Source organism: Olleya sp. HaHaR_3_96 (assembly GCF_019278545.1).
GTDB lineage: Bacteria > Bacteroidota > Bacteroidia > Flavobacteriales > Flavobacteriaceae > Olleya.
In genome coordinates this window covers 921,431-942,170 of record NZ_CP058987.1, presented here as the reverse complement: position 1 = coordinate 942,170, position 20,740 = coordinate 921,431, and the positions used below count along the sequence as shown (strand labels likewise).

The window sequence follows — 20,740 nt, the reverse complement described above, 5'->3', positions numbered from 1 at the left end:
ATGGATGTTTTAAAGATTTCAACTAAAACTTTTCTAAAGTTAATAGCTATTTGTTTTTCTATTGCTTTAGTTACAGGTACTATTTTTTACTTTACAAAAGGTGGTTTTTTTGACGGTATACTAATGACGTTTGTAGGTTTATCACTAACCTATTTAACACTTATTGTATCCTTACTAATTTATAGATTTTTGATTAATTTTTTAGCAAAAAAAACAATCAAAGTATCCCATGTTATTATTGCTTTTATGGCAGCTGCAGCTTTTGCTGCAACCGTTTTTATATCGCTTTTTAGATTTATAGCTAACGCGTTTTAATTTACACCTAATGATGCTAGATATTACCAAAATACGTAAAGATTTTCCGATACTAAATAGACAAGTAAATGGTAAACCCTTGGTGTATTTTGATAATGCAGCAACATCACAAACACCGCAACAAGTTATTGATGTTATTGTAAATTACTATAGTAACTACAACGCAAATATCCATAGAGGCGTTCATGCCTTAAGTCAAGAAGCTACAGATAAATATGAAGCTGCCAGGCATACTATTCAGAAGCATTTTAATGCTAAAAAAGCGCATGAAATCATTTTTACCGCTGGTACGACACACAGTATAAACTTAGTCGCCAATGGTTTTGCTTCTATAATAAAAAAAGGAGATGAGTTAATTGTATCTGCTTTAGAGCATCATAGTAATATCGTGCCATGGCAAATGCTATGTGAAAAGACTGGTGCTATTCTTAAAGTTATTCCAATGACCTTGGAAGGCGAGTTAGATATGGCGGCCTATGCGAATTTACTTTCGGAAAACACAAAACTTGTTTTTGTCAATCATATTTCTAACGCGTTAGGAACTATAAATCCTATTGACACTATTATTAAACAAGCCCATCAAGTTGGTGCAGCTGTTTTAATTGATGGTGCCCAAGCTTGTCCGCACATCAAGCCCGATGTACAAGCGTTGGATGTTGATTTTTATGTCACGTCTGCCCATAAAATATGCGGACCAACAGGTGTTGGAATGTTATATGGTAAAGAAGAATGGCTTAATAAAATGCAACCCTATCAAGGCGGTGGGGAAATGATCGACCAAGTTACTTTTGAAAAAACAACCTACGCTGGATTACCACATAAATTTGAAGCAGGGACACCTAACATTTGTGGTGGTATTGCTTTTGCTGCTGCTTTAGATTATATGAATGCCATAGGATTTGATGCTATTGCAGATTACGAGCATGACTTACTAGATTACGGTACAAAAAAACTACTAGAAATAGAAGGTTTAAAAATTTACGGAACGTCTAAAAACAAAACATCAGTAATTTCATTTAATTTAGAAGGCATTCATCCTTATGATGTTGGTACACTACTCGATAAAATGGGAATAGCTGTTCGTACAGGACATCATTGCGCACAACCTATTATGGCATTCTTTAAAATACCAGGAACTATAAGAGCGTCCTTTGCTTTTTACAATACCAAAGCAGAAATTGATGCTTTAGTAGCTGGGGTTAAAAAAGCAAAAATGATGTTGTCGTAGTACTTTGGCTTCTTTTTTGTTATATTATAGTCCAATACCAAATGTAATTACTATGAAAACAATTACTATTCTACTTTTCTCGATACTACTTAATAGTTGTGGTGCAACCAAAGACAACACGAACACTTTAGCTAAAGATATGTCTCAAGATATGACCACACAAGCCATACACGGCAACTTTATAGTAACTTCTCTAGAAGGACAAGCGGCATCCGAACAAAAATTAACGCTTGTTTTTGACAAAGACACCAATCGCGTTTCAGGTTTTTCTGGATGTAATACTTTTTCAGGAACTTATACAGCTACCCGAGACCAATTGTCATTTGGCCCATTAGCATCCACTAAAATGATGTGTCAAGACGCTGCCAATACAACGGAGCGTACTTTTTTAAAGGCACTATCAAACACGACTAATTACACTATAAAAGAAGATACTATTGTTTTGTTAAATAAGACCAAACAACTCCTTAGCGCCGCTAAAACATCTAAGGCTAAAACAGCGCAAAAACAGGGTAAGATTATGTCTTTTAGATATGCTTCAGCAACACGAGGCAGTTACACTTTAATAGAAATAAATCATAACACCATCTCCTCTCAATTTAACAGAAGTGAGACACCCAACGTTAAAGCGTGTAACAAAACGGATTGGTCAACATTACAAACTTTAACAGACGCCATAGACGTTAAGACTTTAAACACATTAGAACCGCCAAGTAAGGCACATCAATATGATGGTGCAGCAGCAGCAAGTTTAGCCATTACAATGGACGGAACGCAATATAGCACCCCTTCTTTTGATGCTGGAAACCCACCAAACGCAATTGCAGAATTAGTCAATACTCTATTCACGCTTGCTAAACCAACAACACAAAAAGAAGACTAGTCTTTCGTAAAATATCTTTAAGACTTCTTTAGTGATAAATCAACGGATATTGATTAATTTTGTATCCGAAATTATATTGAAACAATGCAGACTATTAAAGAAATACAAGACGAGATTGTTGATGAATTTTCCATGTTTGAAGACTGGGAAGAACGTTACCAATACATGATAGATTTAGGAAAATCACTTCCTCTAATAGCACCGGAATATAAAACAGATTCCAATATAATTAAAGGCTGTCAGAGTAAAGTATGGGTTCATGCAGAACTTAACGACGATCAAATTGCATTTACTGCAGATAGTGATGCTATTATAACTAAAGGAATTATCGCAATTTTAATACGCGTGTTTTCTAATCAACATCCAAAGGATATTATAGAGGCCAATACCGATTTTATTGATGCTATTGGACTAAAGGAACATTTATCACCAACTAGAGCCAATGGTTTAGTAAGTATGATAAAGCAGATTAAGTTATATGCCATCGCTTACCAAACACAATTAAAATAATTCGCTAAAGCGGAATTTAAAAAACAGATTTCCTTGATAAAAGGAAGTGAAAAAGAAAAGAAATGAGCGATACAACTATAGATACAGCAGAATTAGGAGAAAAAATAGTAAACGTTTTAAAAACTATTTACGATCCAGAAATACCAGTAGACATATACGAACTAGGATTGATTTATGACGTTTTTGTAAATGAAGATTATGATGTAAAAATCTTAATGACCTTAACAACTCCAAACTGTCCAGTAGCTGAAACGTTACCATTAGAAGTTGAAGAGAAAGTAAAATCTTTAAATGACGTTAATGATGCTGAAGTAGAAATTACTTTTGATCCACCATGGACCCAAGACTTAATGAGCGAAGAAGCTAAATTAGAGCTTGGTATGCTTTAATGTCAAAACAAAATGGCTAGACATGCACCAAAATCGTTAAAAGAAGGAAACAAAACCAATCTTAAAAAGTCTTTCAGCGCTTTAATTTTTATTCCACGTTTTTTTAAAGAAATCTGGAACACCAACAAAAAGCTGTTTTTAACCTCCGCCTTTTGTAGACTTATCGGTGCTATTTTACCAGTCATTATTTTATGGATTGGTAAAATAATTATTGATGAAATCATACTACAAACCAAGTTAGAGGTTTCCGATTTAACACAACTTTGGACTTACGTTGGTATTGAGTTTGGTTTAATTGTACTTTCTGACCTAATCAGTCGTGCCATACAACTCACCGATAGTTTATTAGGTGACGCCTACTCTATCGAATCGTCTGTCAGAATCATCAAAAAAACGAATCAAATAGATATTAGTTTACTTGAAGATTCCGAATTTTACGATAAACTAGAACGTGCTAGAACACAAACGACTAGCCGTGTTGGACTAATGTCCAATGCTTTAGGCGAGGTGCAAAGCTTAATTTCTATTGCGACTCTAGTTGCTGGTTTAATATACTTTGAACCTTATCTTATTATATTATTAGTACTAAGTATCATCCCCTCTTTTATAAACGAAATTTGGTTTAGCCAAAAGCAATACTCTTTAGCCAGAGGTTGGACTGCCGAACGTAGAGAGTTAGACTACCTTAGATTTATTGGAGCTAACGATAAAACAGCAAAAGAAATTAAACTATTTGGTCTAACAGATTTTGTAGTCGATCGTTTTAAAAACTTATCACAAGAATATTACGACCTCAACAAAACCTTAGCCATTACACGATCTGCCCTAGGTTTTGTGTTTAATGTTTTAGGAACCTTAAGCTACTATGGCGCTTATGTCTTTATAATTTACCGTGTCATTTCCGGTGTCATTACCTTAGGTGAATTAACTTTTTTATCGGGTGCTTTTAATAGATTAACTAGAAACTTACAAGAGTTCTTTTCCAAGTTTACTCGTATTTCAGAAAGTGCTTTATATCTAAAAGATTATTTTGATTTTATTGATATTTCGATCCAACCAAAACATAGCGAGGACATGCCGATTCCGGAAACTATCACAGAAGGTTTCGAATTTAAAAATGTAACGTTTTCTTATCCTGAATCCGATAACCAAATATTAAAAGGCATTAGCTTTAAAATTAAAGCAGGCGAAAAATTAGCCTTTGTTGGTCAAAATGGTGCTGGAAAAACAACCTTAACCAAATTACTATTACGTTTTTACGACCCTACTTCTGGCGAAATACTATTAGATGGTGTTAATATTAACCGATTTAATAAAGCAAAATATCAAGCGTTTTTTGGTGTTATTTTTCAAGACTTTTTTAAGTATGAATTTACCGTTAGGGAAAACATCGCTATTGGTGATATTAGCCAAATAGACAATCAAGACAAAATTGAAAACGCTGCCGAACTAAGTCTGGCCAATCAAGTCGTATCCGAACTTAAAAAAGGTTATGATCAACAACTTGGTAAGCGTTTTGCTAAAGGACAGGAATTATCTGGTGGACAATGGCAAAAAATAGCGTTAGCTCGCGCTTATATGAAAGATGCCAAGGTCATGATTTTAGACGAACCGACATCCGCATTAGATGCAAAAGCAGAAAGCGAAGTCTTTGATCGTTTTATTGGCTTAACAAAAGACAAGACCAGTATTATCATTTCTCACAGATTTAGCACCGTAAGACAAGCAGATAAAATTTTAGTACTAGAAGAAGGCCGCGTACTAGAAATGGGCACACACGATGCATTAATGGCTAATCAGTCCTTATATGCCGACTTATTTAAACTACAAGCAGAAGGTTACCAATAATATTACTTATTTTTAAATTATGGCTGAAGACATTATTAATCGCGTTGCGAACAGTAAACTAGTAACTATTGATCTTGAGGATTACTATCCAAAAGGCATGCGTGTGCGTTTTGATATTAAAGATTGGTTATTCCAAGAACTGGTTTTAAAAGAGAAAGATTTTAGAGACTACATTAAAAATCATGACTGGAGTCAGTACAAAAATCAATATGTAGCTATCACTTGCAGTGCCGATGCCATCATACCCGATTGGGCTTTTATGTTGTTGACCGTTAATTTAGAACCGTTCGTCGAAAAGAGCCATATTGGAACTCTTGAGGATTTAGAGACTGCGATATATCAAGATGTAATTACAGCAATTGATGGTACAATATACCAGGATAAACCCGTAATTATAAAAGGTTGCAGTAACCTGCCAGTACCTATAAATGCTTATGTTATGATGACAAACAAGCTAAAACCATATGCTAAATCCATCATGTACGGAGAGGCCTGTTCCTTTGTGCCATTATTCAAAAGATAATAAGTTTAAATAAAATTCAACTCACTGATTATTAAATGTTTATCTTATTTTGTATTTTGCTGAAAATTAGAACTAAACCGTATATTTGCAACCGATTGATTTTAAACATAAACTTATGAAAAAAATATTAGTAGCAGGTGCATTTTTAATTGGAATGATTTCAATGCATGCCCAAACGAAAGAAGAGTTACATACTCAGAAAGCAGAAAAACAAGCTGCAGCCGATGCCTTACAAGGAGAAGCTAATGCATTACAAGCACAAATAGATGCCCTTCCAGGATGGAGAAAAGGTGCTTTTGGTACTATTGGTGGTAGTCTTTCAGAATTTAGCAACTGGTACTCTCAAGATGCCTCAGATAACTCATCTGGTAGTATTGGTATTACAGTAAATGCTTTTGCAAACTTGATTGAAGACGATTTTTTCTGGAGAAACAATCTTAATGTAAACTTAGGATGGGTAAAATTAGACGATAAAAACGATCCAACGGATAGCGAAGATTTTAATGCTACAACTGACGTTTTTAACATCTCTTCTTTATACGGAAGAAACATTGCTAAAAACTTAGCGGTATCTGGATTAGCAGAATATAGAACTACAATCTTAGATAACTTTAACGATCCTGGATATTTAGATGTTGGGGTTGGTTTAACTTGGACTCCTATTGAAAACTTAATAGTTGTTGCACACCCATTAAACTACAACTTTGTATTTGCTAAAAACGACGCTGTATTTGAATCGTCTTTAGGTGCTAAAATAGTGGCTGACTATACACGTCAAATTGGAGCAATTAGCTTTAAGTCTAACTTTTCTACGTTTCAATCTTATAAAGATGGAGACTTATCTAATTTTACTTGGATAAACAGTTTTGGTTATAACTTATGGAAAATGATTGGTGTTGGTTTTGACTTTGGTTTAAGAAGCAACAAACAAGAAGCTGCTAATGCTCAAAATGTTTTATTACAAGCTGCAGATAACAAATTACAATCTTACTGGTTAGTTGGTTTAAACTACAAAATATAATAAAACCTACAATACATAATAAAAAAAAGCACCTTTTTCAAGGTGCTTTTTTTATGCGTTAAGGATAGTAGTGGCATCCTTTTTTGTGATCTTTACTATACTAAAACTGAAGTAATGACATCAGCTTACTTAAATATAAACGTTGATAATAGTAACTCGCAAAAAAGATATAACGGATAGCCTGACCCTTTTAGGGTAACGCCACAATGATACTACTCTTCCTCTTCTAGGTTATCGTAATCATAATCGGGATACAAGAAACTATTATACGGGAAACGTGTCACGTGTATATCTCTTACCTCATCATAGATTCGTTTTTTAAAGTCTTCTAAATTTTGTTTGTTTAAAGCCGATATAAACAAAGCATTATCCTTCCCTACTCTGTTCATCCAGGTTTTCTTCCATTCTGCAAGGCTATAATATTCGCCCGTACGTTCTGTAATTAAATCGGTATCATCAAAAGGTTTTGCTTCATAAGCATCTATTTTATTAAACACCATTATTACTGGCTTGTCGGCACTATCAATTTCGCCTAAAACCTTGTTTACAGACTCAATATGATCTTCAAAATTAGGATGAGAAATATCAACCACGTGCAATAATAAATCTGCTTCTCTAACCTCGTCTAATGTACTTTTAAAACTGTCAACCAACTGTGTTGGTAGCTTACGGATAAACCCAACGGTATCGGTTAATAAAAATGGTAAATTTTGAATAACCACTTTTCTAACCGTAGTATCCAAGGTTGCAAATAATTTGTTTTCTGCAAACACTTCTGACTTACTAACGGTGTTCATTAAAGTAGATTTACCGACATTGGTATATCCAACTAACGCTACTCTAACCATTTTACCACGATTACCACGTTGCACAGACATTTGCTTATCAATAGTCTTAATCTTATCTTTAAGTAAAGATATTCTGTCCCGTACGATACGTCTATCAGTTTCAATTTCTGTCTCTCCAGGTCCACGCATACCAATACCCCCTTTTTGACGCTCCAGGTGCGTCCACATTCCTCTAAGTCTAGGTAATAGATATTCGCATTGCGCTAACTCAACTTGAGTCCTAGCATAGCTCGTTTGTGCACGTTGCGCAAAGATGTCTAATATTAAATTGGTACGGTCTAAAACTTTTACGTTTAGAATTTTACTAATGTTACGCTCTTGCGACGACGATAACTCGTCATCAAAAATAGCAGTCCCAATATGATTGTCTTCAATATACTGTCTTACCTCTTCCATTTTACCAGTCCCTATGTAAGTTTTAGGGTTAGGCATTTCCATTTTTTGAGTGAAGCGTTTTTTGACCTCACCACCTGCTGTAAACGTCAAAAACTCAAGTTCGTCTAAATACTCTTTAGATTTTTCTTCGTTTTGCGCCTTAGTTACAACACCTATTAAAACTGCTTTTTCAAGCGATATATCTTTTTTTTCTAACATATAAATAATTATACTACAAAGTTACACAATTGTATCCATAATAAATTCGCTATTTTTAGCCAACTAAATTTATACTATTGAATTTCAACCTCTTTAAGTCAAAAACTAAAAAACACACGTTTGCCTTTTATAATATTGAAAACTTATTTGATATCTATAAAGATGATTTAACACGTGATAAAGATTTTAATCCAACCTCTGAAAAGCGTTGGACTATTAAACGTTATAATAATAAGCTACGTAAAATTGGTTATGCTATTTCTAACATTGGTAGAAAGGAAACAAATGCACATCCCGCTATTATTGGTTTGGCAGAAGTAGAAAATGAAGCTGTTTTAAACGACTTAATTACGTCTAAACATCTTAAAGAGTATCCTTATAAGTTTGTGCATTACGATAGTAAAGACGAACGTGGTATTGATGTCGCTTTTATCTACGATAGCAAAAAATTTACAGTAACCAGTTCCGATGTGTTCACTTTTAGTTTTAAAGACCATGACGGATCAGCAGACCACACCAGAGATATTTTATTAGTATCGGGATTGTTTTTAGGTGAACCTATTCATTTTTTAATTAATCATTGGCCGTCACGTCGCACTGGTAATAATGAAACTGAGCATAAGCGTATAGCAGCATCCAATAACTTACAATCCATTATTGCGACACTAAAGGACAACATACCCAATGCTAGAATAGTTGTTATGGGTGATTTTAATGATAATCCTTCCAATAAAAGTATTGAATTACTAATGGCTAATCAAGGCTTGTTTAACCCAATGGAAACCTTATTATCAATTGACAGAGGGACCACCAGTCATAATTCTGAATGGGATTTGTTTGACCAAATATTATTTACACCTAACTTTTTTGAAAGCAAATCCAAGACTCTTAGATATGTAAAAGCAGACATTTACGATGCTGAGTTTTTAAAGCAAGCAGAAGGACGTTATAAAGGCACGCCCTACAGAACATATGTTGGGAAAACCTACAAAGGAGGCTACAGCGATCACTTTCCGGTATATATGGTTTTGAAGAAAAAGTAAAATTGTATATCTTAGTAAAAACCTTGTTTGTAATTTATATTAGCAATTATTGGTGTTTAAACACTGTCACTTGACTTTCTGTTACTCCACAGATAAAAGAAACCCTTGTCTGAGGGGCTTCTTTTTCAAAAAGAGGAGTATCAGCATTTCTTGTAAGTGCTTTATCTGTATATTCTCCACATTCTACAAAATCTACATTTTATTAAACATTTAAACATTACTAGACTATTTAAAAAGCATAGCTAAAAGCTAAAAAGGTATAAGAAGGAAGTAAGCTTGTTCTTTGAATATTAGTTCCAAAATCAGACACTTGGACTTGTTCAAAATTAATCTCATTGAGTATGTTATTAGACACTAATTCAAAACTATATTTTTTACCTTTTGGAGTATATTTAACAGAGAAATCTATGAAATTATAAAACGCATTATCATTAGAAAAAGAAGGTAAAAAAACATCTGATGTTAACTTAAAAAAAAACGCGTCGTTACACTTAAATAAAGTACTAAACGAGTTGCGAAGGGATCTATTAATAAATAAACTTCCATCGCTAGTTTTTGTATCTGAGTATTGAAAATTAAAATTGTTTCTAAAATTTAGAGACGATAAAAAAGCTGTTCTAAGATTTACGCCTAGACCGGCAATCTTACTTACATTATCCCTTAATAATGAATTATTTACTAAGTTTTTATAATTAAAAATAGAGGCATTACTATTAAACTCTACAAAAGTATCTGCAAACGGAACGAATAGTGCCCCATTAACGGTTGCACTAAAATCATCTTGACTTTCTGGTAAGAAAATATAGTTGATACGCGTTGTGTTTTGATCTATAAAGGAGTTAACAAAAAAACTATTCTTACTTCTATTATAATTAAGAGCAACATTTAAAGAATTTTCTGTTTCTAAATTGTAAAAATAATATAGTAAACCTGCACTTAAGGTCTCTTGTACGTCTAGATCTGGCGTATTAGTAAGTAAGGTTCTATTATTAATTAAAATAGTATTTGAAAAAAGATAACTTTCGATTTTGTTATCTGTTTCGTAAGATACAGAGCTTTGTAAAAAACTAATCCTATTAATTTTACACCTTAATTTTAATGCGTTTTTTAGCACTAAATTAGTTTGATTTTGATCATTTAAAGGAGCTCTGTTTTCTATATTATTTTGTAGAATACCTACCGAATATTCCGGAATGATTCGGAATCTTTTAAAATTAAAATTATAATAGCCGCTCTGTTCTATTTTCTTTTTTGAATAATTCAGATCATTTTGACTTAAATTATTAATATCATCTTGAGTACTATCTAATAGATCAGAGCTTAGGTTGTGCCCTATACTTTTAGCTTTAACAAACAACGCGTAATTACTCCCATTTTTTGAACTTCCTAACAGTGATACTTCTCCTCCTAAGCGCTTTTTATCAAGAGTTACATTTTGTAAATTAAAATCACTATCAGATAAAAAAGAAGGCGTGATGCCATACCCTTGATCGATTTTATTACTAGACTGATATACTAAAAATTGAATTGCTTTTTTACCCGACAGGCGCTTTATATAATTCAATTCATTGAGAATAAAAAAGTCATCTGAATTTAATATGGTCTTAAAAGAATTATTATTATTATTATTAGACCTTATATCTGAGGCACTTCTACCATCTTCTTGTCGCGCTCTAAAATTATAGGTTAACAACGCTGTATTGGAGGTTTTGTATTTTAATTCTAGATCGCCTCTGTATTGTCTAGGCTTATTAGAATATGAAATACTATCTATTGTAGTAAAACGTTCATTTTCAAAATCAAAGTTGTTTTCTATAAACTGATTATTTTTTAAATGATCACTTAAATAATATAGATTTGTTTTTAAATCAATCTTTTTATTGACTTTAAAAATAGCATTATAGTTTCCAAATAACTGGTTATTAATATTTACTCTATTATCACTTAAAAAATTAGAAAATCGGGTGGTAGGTATCACTTTTTCTGCAAAATAATCTACTTCTCTGAGTTGTTCTGTGTTTTTTTGAGAACTAAAATGGTCAAACGGAGAATTATTTGTTCCCAGATTATTAGACCCTATGGTTGCAAAAGATTTATAGCCTTTAGTAACCCCTAACAAGGTTGCGTTTGTAAAATGAGCTAGATCTAGATCTTCAAAAAAACCTAGTCCCGTGTCGATATTTCCAGAAAAGTCAAATTTACCTTTTTTAAGTACTAGGTTAATAGCAACTTTCTCTCCATCTTCTATAACCTTAAGAAGGGCATTTTCAGAATAATTTTCGATAGCTTGTACTTGAGCTATTACACTAGCATTTATATTTTTAGACCCCAGTGTATAATTACTCCCGAATAAATCATCTCCTCCTAATAAAAGAGCTTCTATCTCTTTCCCCTTAAACTTAATAGCTCCAGAATCTTCATTTACTGTGATTCCTGGTAATTTTTTCAAAATGTCTTTCACCTTCACCTCCTCTCCAGATAGATAAGAACTTAGATTATAGCTTATCGTATCTTTTTTAATAGTTATTGCTTTTTTAGGAGCTGTGATAATCACTTCTTCTAGACTTTCTTCATAATCTTCTAGTGTAAAGTTTACAGTATAAAATTTAGTTCTTTCTGGATTAGTAATTATTTTCTGTTGCTTTTTATAACCATAAGCATCGACTTCTATAATAATCTTATCAAGATAATCTTTCTTCAAGCTAATCTCATAGACCCCAGCAGAAGGTAACGTATATTCAGAAATAGTTAAAGAATCCTTCTTTATAAGAATGTTTGCAACACTAATAGGTATATTATTCTTATCTGTAATAGTCCCTTTTAAGGTCTGACCACTTACAGTTGAAACCTTAATTAGAAAAAAAACAATTAAGAGTATATAGTAATTTTTTATAGCCATTTAAAAAGATAACTTACCGATCTCTAGATCTTCAACTCTATCAGTAATTTCAATAGATCCATTCTCTCCAGACTCAGATCGAGACTTTATTTTTTTTAACTGTTTGACCATCCATTTCTTAAAATTACTTTTATAAGTATCCCAACTGATAAGTTTTTCTTTGTTATAAACATTTGATATTTCACTAATATCAGTGGTATTTTTAACAATCTCAAGAGGCTCTATAACATAATACCCATCTAAACTTCTTACAGAAAGTATTACGCCTGGCAGCCCGTCAAACTTCCAAGGTCCACCGCGTTGTGATAATGCTGGAGCAAAATAGGCTTCATACTCCCGACCTCTAAATGTACCTGTTGCCTTTAGACACTCGTATTCTAAAATGGTCTTTTTTGAGTCCGACTCTATCGTCCAATCTACAAGATTGATATTCTCTTTTATAATTACTTTTTTTGTTCCTATTAATTCATTATAAATAAGGGTACTCTCATTATAATCTTTGTAAAATAAATCCTGCACTAAATATCCTGTATAATTGTCTGCGATGTTCACCTCTTTAAAACCGCCTATTTTGTCTGTATCTACAATAAATAATTGATCTTCATATTTCTTTGAATCATCATTATTACTATAATAAGCAGATGTAGATCCGTTAATGTATAAATTATATTTTGCTGAGAGAGAAAGAATCTCATCACTAGCATTACTCGTCACATTATAAGTAATGGACACCTTTTGAGCATAGAGATTGCTCGTCAAAAAAAATAAAGTGACAACTAAAATTTTAAAATATTTCATATTATTATAAACAAAATTAAACTTACTTAGTGATATGACTTTTCAGCTCACTCCTGGAGCTTTAAACTTGAATTTTAAAAGTAATAGTTATTATTTAATTCTGCTGCTTTTTTATTAAAAGACTATTTCTAATCAAAAAATAACTCACGAGTCCAGACACTCATCTTTGTAATACCAAGCGACAAACTGACGTTCCGCAATGGCAGATTGAGGATTATCAAAAAGGACATATAAACCACCTAGCGTTGCTTACTCAAATGTCCGTCTATATCTTACTCTTGCTTTTATTTCAAGTGTTTAATCTAGTATTAACATTATACTTTCACCTATCCAAATACATCTCATCTTCCAACACAAAAACAGGTTTTGGAGTACCTCTCACGGCAACACTTTTTGGTTTACCAATTGCAAAACAATGTCTTTCCTAGTTGCTCTTGAGATAACTAGTATAAAAATAGTATTAATCTTTATTATCATCTGCTCCTGCTCGAACTTGGACTATCTCTGTTTCATCTTTAATTATATAGGGTTTTTAACATTACTAATGGGTTGCTACATAATCCGCTCCCAACCAAATAGTAAATCGAAGAACATTACAAAGGAGGCTACAGCGATCACTTTCCTGTGTATATGGTTTTGAAGAAAAAGTAAAATTGTATAACACTTATTAAAAATCTTATAAAATTCTAGGCACGTTATTTGCATAACTTTGACTCAAATAAACGCATTAAGATGGATAATATAATAAAATACGACGTTGGTAGTAATGCCATAAAGCATTTGCTTACGGTTAGTAATACAATAGAATTATCTTATGTTTATTTACTATCTAAGACTACAAACGACGTACTAAAATCCTGGATTGAAGACCATATTAATTATACGGTCTCCTTTAAACAGGAATCCATATCCATTTTAAACACTTTAAATAGTACGCAGCAAGAACAGAATAATGCTGCTATAAAATTAAAATACAGTTTACTAAAAGTTAAAAGCCTTTTTTATAAAAATGAAGATGACGTTATCATTAACGAATGCTTAAAACTTAATGCCTATTTTTTGAATGAAGTTAATAAAGAAATGAAATCCGGCATACTATCTAAATCGTCTTACAACTTGCTAAACACGTTAAAAAACAAACTTTTAACAACCAAGCAAGACTTTTACTTTTCTAGATTACGGGTTAGTTAATTTTTCTTTTGAGTTTTTCTTTTAATGCCATGACTGCACTTGTATAAACACCTTTTATGCCATCTACAAAATGGATGTGCTTTTCTTTTCTATATTGGATAAAACAAGACATTATAGAGACATGCGTGATATGTAATCCGTAAATAATTTTGGAGTTGGATTCTAAATCATCCAATAAAACCTGTAATCTATTGATCTGTTTATCAGTACCACTCATTCCTAATTGATTGCTCCATCTAATCAATACCACCTAAATAATACCTAGCTAAAAAGGATATCACCAAAGCAATTATGATATTATTTACAGAATCATGTAACATCCCTCCATAATTATGTAACACCGTAAATAGATTGTCTTATTAATTTTGCAGTACAATATTAATTAATACAATACTACTCGAAATCTAGGTTTAAGGGTTTTAGTATCCTGATCGTGGTTGGTTGTTAATATAGATAGTAGAGTAGTATTTTTAAAACCGAAGACATGAAACCTAATAAACTGCTTTTAATAATAGTCATGATTTGTATAACGCCTTTGTTAATCTTATCGACTAATAATGATGTCACAATAGTTAGTCAACTACCAGTAATAAAATCAACACCTAAAATGGAGAAAGCCAACGCTACATCCGTATTAGGACTAGCTATTAATGATGACTATTTTAATATCAAGGTAAAAATCCCAAACTATAAAGTGTCTATCGCTTCTAATCAAAAGATTGTTATAACATCAGAGAATACTTCATTTATTCTAGATGAAAAGGGCACCAAAAACACCACTAAATATACTATTTCTAATAGTGCCAAAATCATTAAGATTATCACTAGACTTTAATAAAATAGCCATTTGATATATATATTTATATTATCTTTATTTTGTAACTAAATATAAAGTATGACCCTGTTTTTTAAATTCGATTTTAATGCCATTTGCCAAATTGTTTTAGAACAAACACTAAAAGATAACGACGTCAAATACAAAACCATTGGTTTTGGAGAAATCGAGGTTTTAGAAAAACTAAGCAAAGACAAACAAGCAGCACTAGAAGCTGCTTTAAGTAAGTATCAAATAGACATTGTAGAAAATCAAAAAAGCATTTTGGTCCAGAAAATTAAGGACACCATTATTGATATGGTCTTTAATGAAGACACGGTGGTTAATGTAAAAAGTTCAGTTTATTTAGCCGAAACTTTAGAGCACAGCTACGGGTATCTTTCTAACTTATTTTCTGAAGTCACTTATACCTCTATTGAACACTTTATAATTCTTCAAAAAATAGAATTTGCAAAACAACTAATCATAAAACAAGAGTTTAGTTTAACAGAAATCGCTTTTAGGCTAAACTATTCTAGTGTTGCTCATTTAAGCACACAATTTAAAAACACGACAGGTATTACACCGTCCGCGTTTCAACGAATTATTGCCAAAAGAAGAGAATTAAATCAACAAAATAACCAGTAAGAGACATGCAAGAAGAGTATATAAACATAATGTTGGCAGATGATGACGAAGATGATAGATTATTTTTTACTGATGCCTTTGACGACATAAAAATAACCACCAGAGTTAAAACGTATAACGATGGCGTCTACCTAATGGATTACTTAAATAGTGACGATGCGGTGTTACCTAACGTCTTATTTTTGGATTTAAATATGCCCAGAAAATCAGGGTTAGAATGTTTGAAAGAAATCAAACAAGACCAGAAATTCAAGGATATTGCAATCGCCATTTACTCGACCTCAGCTTCCGAAGAAGATATTGAAAACACCTTTATACAAGGCGCTAATATTTATATTAAAAAGCCTAGCGATTTTAAAACGCTTAAAAAAGTATTAGCAGAAGTCGTGACAATCAATTGGCAATACCATACCAATAGTATGAACAAAGAAAACTTTCTATTACGTTTTTAAACTATGATCAAAACATTATCAAATAACATTTCCTTTTTAAGAACAATGCTATATATAAGTGCATTTGTTATTCTTGTTGTTGGCGCCTTAACTTATAGAAGTATTACGGAAGTAACAAAGTCTTCCGAAATGATAACGCACACTTACAAAGTTAATGTCGAATTAGAACAAATACTATCCAATCTTAAAGATGCCGAAACGGGGCAACGTGGTTATATCATTACAAACGATTCTATTTTTTTAGAACCTTATATCGTTGGAAGAAACAAAATAAACAACAGTTTTGCAGAGCTTAAAGCGTTAACCACAGATAATAGTGAATTAAAAGACAATTTAATAGACCTAAACGTCCTTATCAACAAAAGACTATTAGCCTTTCAAACCTCTTACCGATCACTTCCAAAAAACGATATTGACGATCCTAATTTTATTTCAAATTTCAGGCATGGAAAAGTGTTAATGGATAGTATCAGAGATAAAATTAAAGGCGTTATTACATTACAAAACAACTTATTAAACAAACGAAACGACGCCTATAAAAGCGACTTAATGGCAACACCTTTGTTATTATTTTCTCTTTTATTATGTTCGCTAATACTGATGTATGCGGCTTATAATAATATTTATAAAAACATAAAACGCCTAAAAGCGACAAATGAGGAATTAGAAATTTTTAAAGAATCTACCAATCAGTCCGAAATTGTAAGTAAACATGGTAGTTGGACCTATAATGTACAAACCGATACGTTTACCTATTCTGACAATTTATATAGACTTTTAGGAGAACAACCACAATCTTTTGAATCGACCATAGACAACTTTATGAAGTACGTGCATCCAGAAGATGTCGACCAACTAAAGCAGCAAGTCGAGCAAATGCGCGAAAACGTAGAACTCCCTTATATCTATTATAGAGTTATACACAAAAACGGAAACATAAAGCATCTTAAAGCTTATGGTAAGTCTTTAGTGAACGAGGATGATGAAACCGTTTTACTGGGTACAACAGCAGATATTACTGACGAGATTACAAGTTTTAGAGTCTTAGAAGAACGTAACGCAGAGCTTGAACGAAACAATAAAGAACTCTCTTCTTTTAATTATGTTGCCAGTCACGATTTACAAGAACCCTTACGGAAAATTCAAACGTTTCTATCTCGTCTAGAAGATGAAGAAGCAGAAAAATTATCTGAAAAAGGATTAAAATATATTAACAGAATACAAAATGCCGCAACTAGAATGCGCTCGTTAATTGACGATTTACTTCAGTTCTCTAGATCAAATAAAGCCGATAAAGTTTTTGAAGACTCTAACGTCAATCTCTTACTGGAAGCTGCAAAACAAGATTTAGCAGAGGTTATTTCTACAGAACATGCCGAAATCACATCGGATGCATTTCCGACAATGACCGTCATTCCTTTTCAAATACAACAGTTGTTTGTCAATTTATTAGGGAATTCAATTAAATATAAAATTGAACGACAAACGCCTAAAATAACTATTACACATCAGATTGTTGAAGCAGAAAAAGAAGACCATATCATAAAACCGAAAAAACCATTTTATCACAAAATAGTATTTACAGATAATGGTATTGGTTTTGACAACCAATATGCAGAACAAATTTTTACATTATTTAGCCGATTACATAATAAAGACGAATATTCTGGCACAGGTATAGGCTTATCCATATGTAAAAAAATCGTAGAGAACCATAAAGGCTATATTACCGCTAGTGGACAACCGGGTAAAGGCGCCATATTTACAGTTTATTTACCCATCGACTAAATACATTAACACCTTTTATCTCCAGCCTTACTTTTTAGTAAGGCTTTTTTTATGCGAAAATGTAAATCAATATTGAAATTTTATAACGCTCTATGAAAATGATGTAACAGAAAAACTGCTCTTATGCGCCACCTTTGCAGTGTAATTACTAACGAATGAAACAGAAATGAGAATTCTATAACTAATATAAAAAATGATGTAACATCAAAACAAGACATCGGTTGCATCTTTGTAACATCAAAAATTATAAGTGAGACAATGAAATATTTAAAAAATAGAAGAGTAACCGTTTTGATCTTCTGTACAGTATTACTGATTGCTTTAAGCTTTATTTCTTGTGATGAGTTGATCACAAACAAACATCAAGAAAAGAAAAAGACAGAACAAACCAATCAAACCATAAGTACCAATAAAAATGAAGCTAAGCTATTATTAATGTTATCTAAAGACAATCAAGATGTCATTAAATTAAGTAAAGCATTACAACATATAATAAGTAAAGCACCTAATGTTGCATTAGCAAAAAAAATAGAACAGACACATTTAGAGATTGCAGAAGATTTTCATGAAGTAGCCTCGGATAAGTTAATATCAATACCAAACTATTCCGAAATAACAATTAAGCAACCTTTAGATAGCGATACTCAAGAATATAAAATTAAAACCTTAAAAAAGCTAGAGTCTAAAATAGACAACCAGTTGTTTTTATTAGATAAACTATCAAAAACGACCAATAGTCCAGATTTTAAAACATTGATTGGTAAAGCGGACTCTAAAATAGAAGAGACATTAAAAAAAACAAAACGGATTATAAATAATCTAATTACTAACAGTTAAAATAACTTTAAAAACAATTATTATGAAAACATCAATATTTACACTAATACTTATCGCAACAAGCACATTATTTGTTAATGCTGCAGAATTAGATTTACTAGACACCCACTTATTAGATAATAACAAGACTCCAAAAGAAAAGGTAGATAATCCACAAATTTATCAATGGACCGTAAAAACATCTACAGGTGTCTTTACAGGTACAGCAGACAATTTAGAAGAAGCAAATAGTCAAATTGCCACGTTGTCTAAAACGTCAAATATCATACAAAAAAACATTACTAGTATCAATTTAAATGACCCGAAAAATGCAGACCGTGTTTACACTTGGGGTGTTATTACAGATCGTGGGTATGCAACAGGTGTTGCCAGATCTTTAAGTCAAGCCACAACAATGGTAAAACTAATGGGAAATTTAGAAGTCCCAAAAACCAAAATCATTGAATCTTTTAAATCAATCAAATAAAAATATTAACCTAAAACCATAAAACATCATGAGAGGACTACTATATATCATCGCAGTAATACTTGTAATAGGTTGGGCACTAGGATTTTTTGTGTACAGCGCAAGTGGACTAATTCACATACTTCTAGTCATTGCTGTAATAGCAATACTACTAAGACTAATAGGCGGAAAAGGCGTCTAACTATCATTAAATATTGAATACAAACACTAAACAAAAAAAATACATATGAAAAAAATAATATTCTCAATACTAGCCATTACAATTACAGCATTTACAGTAAATGCTCAAGATATTTCTAAAAACGCATTAGGTTTAAGACTTGGTGATAACGATGGACTAGGTGGAGAAATATCATACCAAAGACATTTAAACGATAACAACAGATTAGAGTTGGATTTAGGTTGGAGAGACTCCGATAACTTAGACGTATTTAAACTCGTTGGGTTATACCAATGGGTTATGCCAATAGATGACAGCTTTAACTGGTATGTTGGTGCAGGTGCCGGATTTGGATCTTACGATTCAGGAAATGATGATGGTACTTTTGCTTTAGTCGCTGGAGACATTGGTATCGAGTACAATTTTGATATTCCATTACAATTATCATTAGATTTTAGACCAGAATTAGGATTTGATGATGCTTATAGTGACGATGTTGATTTTGATATAGCCTTAGGGATACGCTATAGATTCTAAAACAATCCCAATTAATTATTAACACATCAAAAACTAAAAATCATGAAAACGACAAAAGACAATAACGCATTAGTTAATACTTTACAAGACTTACTTCAAAAAAACTACGATGCAGAAGCTGGTTATAAACAAGTGATGCAAAAAACAGAAAATGCGCCTTTAAAAAACTGGATGCAACAAAAGGCATTACAACGTAATACGTTTGCAACCGAGTTAGATTTTCAAATAAGAAAACACAATGCAGAGCCTAAAACATCAGGAACTATAACTGCAGATTTACACAGAGGATGGATTAACGTAAAATCTACTTTATCTTCTGAAACAGATGAAGCGCTATTAGAAGAATGTATCAGAGGGGAAAAAGCAAGTCTTAGCGAATATGAAGAAAAATTAGAGCAATTTAATGAAGACTCTGAAATTAAGACCATTATTGAATCTCAGTTGACCACTGTAAGATCTGCATTAAGTACCGTAAAAAGACTAGAGGATATTATAGGATAATCTAACCTTTTAAAAACCAACAATCATGAAAAAGATACTATATACCGTATTGACACTAGTGTTTTTATCTACATCCTTTGTGGCTTGCAGAGAGCAAACAGAAAAAGAAGAAGTCATTCGGGAAATGAAAGAGGATGACGGTACAGAAATAAAAATAAAAGATGACAAAATCAAGATGGAAACCGAAGATAAAAAGGTAAAAATCACTGAGGATGACATTAAAATAAAAGACAAATCTTAAAACACGACCAACATGAAAAAATTAGCATATACTTTTCTAGTTATGTTTAGTTTAGCGATTACGCTAACAGGATGTAGAGAAGAAAAATCAACAGGAGAAAAAGTAGGAGACGCAGTAGAAAACGTCGCAGATGATGTAGAAGATGCAGTTGACTAAGACAACATTTATAATAAAAAAGGTTCGCAATTAATGCGAACCTTTTTTAT

At 32.3% G+C, this 20,740-nt stretch carries 25 protein-coding genes; 21 read left to right on the top strand and 4 right to left on the bottom strand.

Translation table 11 applies throughout. The annotated features are described in order from the left end of the window. The 8 genes from H0I26_RS04025 (at position 1) to H0I26_RS03990 (ending at position 6,717) form a co-directional block, all read left to right on the top strand. Positions 1-315: a hypothetical protein gene (locus H0I26_RS04025; protein WP_218701115.1), complete on the top strand. Its 315-nt coding sequence runs from the start codon at positions 1-3 to the stop codon at positions 313-315. Positions 316-328: 13 nt separating this feature from the next. Continuing rightward, positions 329-1,543 carry an aminotransferase class V-fold PLP-dependent enzyme gene (locus H0I26_RS04020; RefSeq protein ID WP_218702032.1) on the top strand — a complete coding sequence of 405 codons (1,215 nt, stop codon included), beginning with the start codon at positions 329-331 and terminating at the stop codon, positions 1,541-1,543. A 52-nt stretch (positions 1,544-1,595) separates the two neighbouring features. Further along, a complete protein-coding gene (locus H0I26_RS04015) occupies positions 1,596-2,426 on the top strand; it encodes an META domain-containing protein (RefSeq protein WP_218701114.1) in 831 nt (276 codons plus the stop codon). An 84-nt stretch (positions 2,427-2,510) separates the two neighbouring features. Continuing rightward, the gene (locus H0I26_RS04010; protein WP_218701113.1) at positions 2,511-2,936 is read left to right on the top strand and encodes a SufE family protein; all 426 of its coding nucleotides are present in this window, start codon (positions 2,511-2,513) and stop codon (positions 2,934-2,936) included. A gap of 62 nt (positions 2,937-2,998) precedes the next feature. Continuing rightward, the gene (locus H0I26_RS04005) at positions 2,999-3,325 is read left to right on the top strand and encodes an SUF system Fe-S cluster assembly protein (protein WP_101016070.1); all 327 of its coding nucleotides are present in this window, start codon (positions 2,999-3,001) and stop codon (positions 3,323-3,325) included. A gap of 12 nt (positions 3,326-3,337) precedes the next feature. Then, a complete protein-coding gene (locus tag H0I26_RS04000; protein ID WP_218701112.1) occupies positions 3,338-5,173 on the top strand; it encodes an ABC transporter ATP-binding protein in 1,836 nt (611 codons plus the stop codon). 19 nt (positions 5,174-5,192) lie between these two features. Next, positions 5,193-5,696, top strand: coding sequence for a DUF2480 family protein (locus H0I26_RS03995; RefSeq protein WP_218701111.1), 504 nt, complete (start codon positions 5,193-5,195; stop codon positions 5,694-5,696). A 115-nt stretch (positions 5,697-5,811) separates the two neighbouring features. Next, the gene (locus tag H0I26_RS03990; RefSeq protein WP_218701110.1) at positions 5,812-6,717 is read left to right on the top strand and encodes a DUF3078 domain-containing protein; all 906 of its coding nucleotides are present in this window, start codon (positions 5,812-5,814) and stop codon (positions 6,715-6,717) included. Positions 6,718-6,929: 212 nt separating this feature from the next. Here the strand turns inward: H0I26_RS03990 and hflX are convergent, their stop codons facing one another. Next, on the bottom strand, positions 6,930-8,159 hold the full coding sequence (gene hflX / locus H0I26_RS03985; protein WP_218701109.1) for a GTPase HflX: 1,230 nt from the start codon (positions 8,157-8,159) through the stop codon (positions 6,930-6,932). Positions 8,160-8,236: 77 nt separating this feature from the next. Here hflX and H0I26_RS03980 point away from each other — a divergent pair, with 77 nt between their 5' ends. Beyond that, the gene (locus H0I26_RS03980) at positions 8,237-9,202 is read left to right on the top strand and encodes an endonuclease/exonuclease/phosphatase family protein (RefSeq protein ID WP_218701108.1); all 966 of its coding nucleotides are present in this window, start codon (positions 8,237-8,239) and stop codon (positions 9,200-9,202) included. A gap of 229 nt (positions 9,203-9,431) precedes the next feature. Here the strand turns inward: H0I26_RS03980 and H0I26_RS03975 are convergent, their stop codons facing one another. Then, entirely contained in the window at positions 9,432-12,101 is a 2,670-nt protein-coding gene (locus tag H0I26_RS03975; RefSeq protein WP_218701107.1) for a hypothetical protein, read from the bottom strand. After that, positions 12,102-12,899: a GLPGLI family protein gene (locus H0I26_RS03970; protein WP_218701106.1), complete on the bottom strand. Its 798-nt coding sequence runs from the start codon at positions 12,897-12,899 to the stop codon at positions 12,102-12,104. It lies immediately after the preceding gene. A 732-nt stretch (positions 12,900-13,631) separates the two neighbouring features. Here H0I26_RS03970 and H0I26_RS03965 point away from each other — a divergent pair. Next, complete coding sequence (locus H0I26_RS03965) at positions 13,632-14,090, top strand: hypothetical protein (RefSeq protein ID WP_218701105.1); 459 nt, start codon at positions 13,632-13,634, stop codon at positions 14,088-14,090. Here H0I26_RS03965 and H0I26_RS03960 read toward each other — a convergent pair. Beyond that, a complete protein-coding gene (locus H0I26_RS03960; RefSeq protein ID WP_256935249.1) occupies positions 14,083-14,334 on the bottom strand; it encodes a DUF3095 family protein in 252 nt (83 codons plus the stop codon). The two genes, H0I26_RS03965 and H0I26_RS03960, sit on opposite strands and share 8 nt — an antisense overlap. A gap of 240 nt (positions 14,335-14,574) precedes the next feature. Here H0I26_RS03960 and H0I26_RS03955 point away from each other — a divergent pair, with 240 nt between their 5' ends. The 11 genes from H0I26_RS03955 to H0I26_RS03905 all read left to right on the top strand — a co-directional run bounded on the left by H0I26_RS03955 (position 14,575) and on the right by H0I26_RS03905 (position 20,690). Next, complete coding sequence (locus H0I26_RS03955) at positions 14,575-14,925, top strand: hypothetical protein (protein ID WP_218701104.1); 351 nt, start codon at positions 14,575-14,577, stop codon at positions 14,923-14,925. 60 nt (positions 14,926-14,985) lie between these two features. Further along, positions 14,986-15,552, top strand: a complete 567-nt coding sequence (locus tag H0I26_RS03950) for a helix-turn-helix domain-containing protein (RefSeq protein ID WP_218701103.1) — start codon at positions 14,986-14,988, stop codon at positions 15,550-15,552. A 5-nt stretch (positions 15,553-15,557) separates the two neighbouring features. Then, entirely contained in the window at positions 15,558-16,004 is a 447-nt protein-coding gene (locus tag H0I26_RS03945; protein ID WP_218701102.1) for a response regulator, read from the top strand. Between the two features lie 3 nt (positions 16,005-16,007). Further along, a complete protein-coding gene (locus H0I26_RS03940; protein WP_218701101.1) occupies positions 16,008-17,792 on the top strand; it encodes a sensor histidine kinase in 1,785 nt (594 codons plus the stop codon). Positions 17,793-18,050: 258 nt separating this feature from the next. Continuing rightward, entirely contained in the window at positions 18,051-18,629 is a 579-nt protein-coding gene (locus H0I26_RS03935; RefSeq protein WP_218701100.1) for a hypothetical protein, read from the top strand. Between the two features lie 22 nt (positions 18,630-18,651). Further along, positions 18,652-19,095 carry a hypothetical protein gene (locus H0I26_RS03930; RefSeq protein ID WP_218701099.1) on the top strand — a complete coding sequence of 148 codons (444 nt, stop codon included), beginning with the start codon at positions 18,652-18,654 and terminating at the stop codon, positions 19,093-19,095. A 28-nt stretch (positions 19,096-19,123) separates the two neighbouring features. Next, entirely contained in the window at positions 19,124-19,276 is a 153-nt protein-coding gene (locus H0I26_RS03925; RefSeq protein ID WP_116823882.1) for a lmo0937 family membrane protein, read from the top strand. Between the two features lie 45 nt (positions 19,277-19,321). Further along, positions 19,322-19,792, top strand: coding sequence for an outer membrane protein (locus tag H0I26_RS03920; RefSeq protein ID WP_101016038.1), 471 nt, complete (start codon positions 19,322-19,324; stop codon positions 19,790-19,792). Positions 19,793-19,834: 42 nt separating this feature from the next. Further along, a complete protein-coding gene (locus tag H0I26_RS03915; RefSeq protein WP_218701098.1) occupies positions 19,835-20,293 on the top strand; it encodes a ferritin-like domain-containing protein in 459 nt (152 codons plus the stop codon). Between the two features lie 25 nt (positions 20,294-20,318). Continuing rightward, positions 20,319-20,534 (top strand): hypothetical protein, encoded by a 216-nt coding sequence (locus tag H0I26_RS03910; protein ID WP_218701097.1) that lies wholly within the window; start codon positions 20,319-20,321, stop codon positions 20,532-20,534. A 12-nt stretch (positions 20,535-20,546) separates the two neighbouring features. Continuing rightward, complete coding sequence (locus H0I26_RS03905) at positions 20,547-20,690, top strand: hypothetical protein (RefSeq protein ID WP_168800721.1); 144 nt, start codon at positions 20,547-20,549, stop codon at positions 20,688-20,690. The last annotated feature ends 50 nt before the right edge of the window (positions 20,691-20,740 follow it).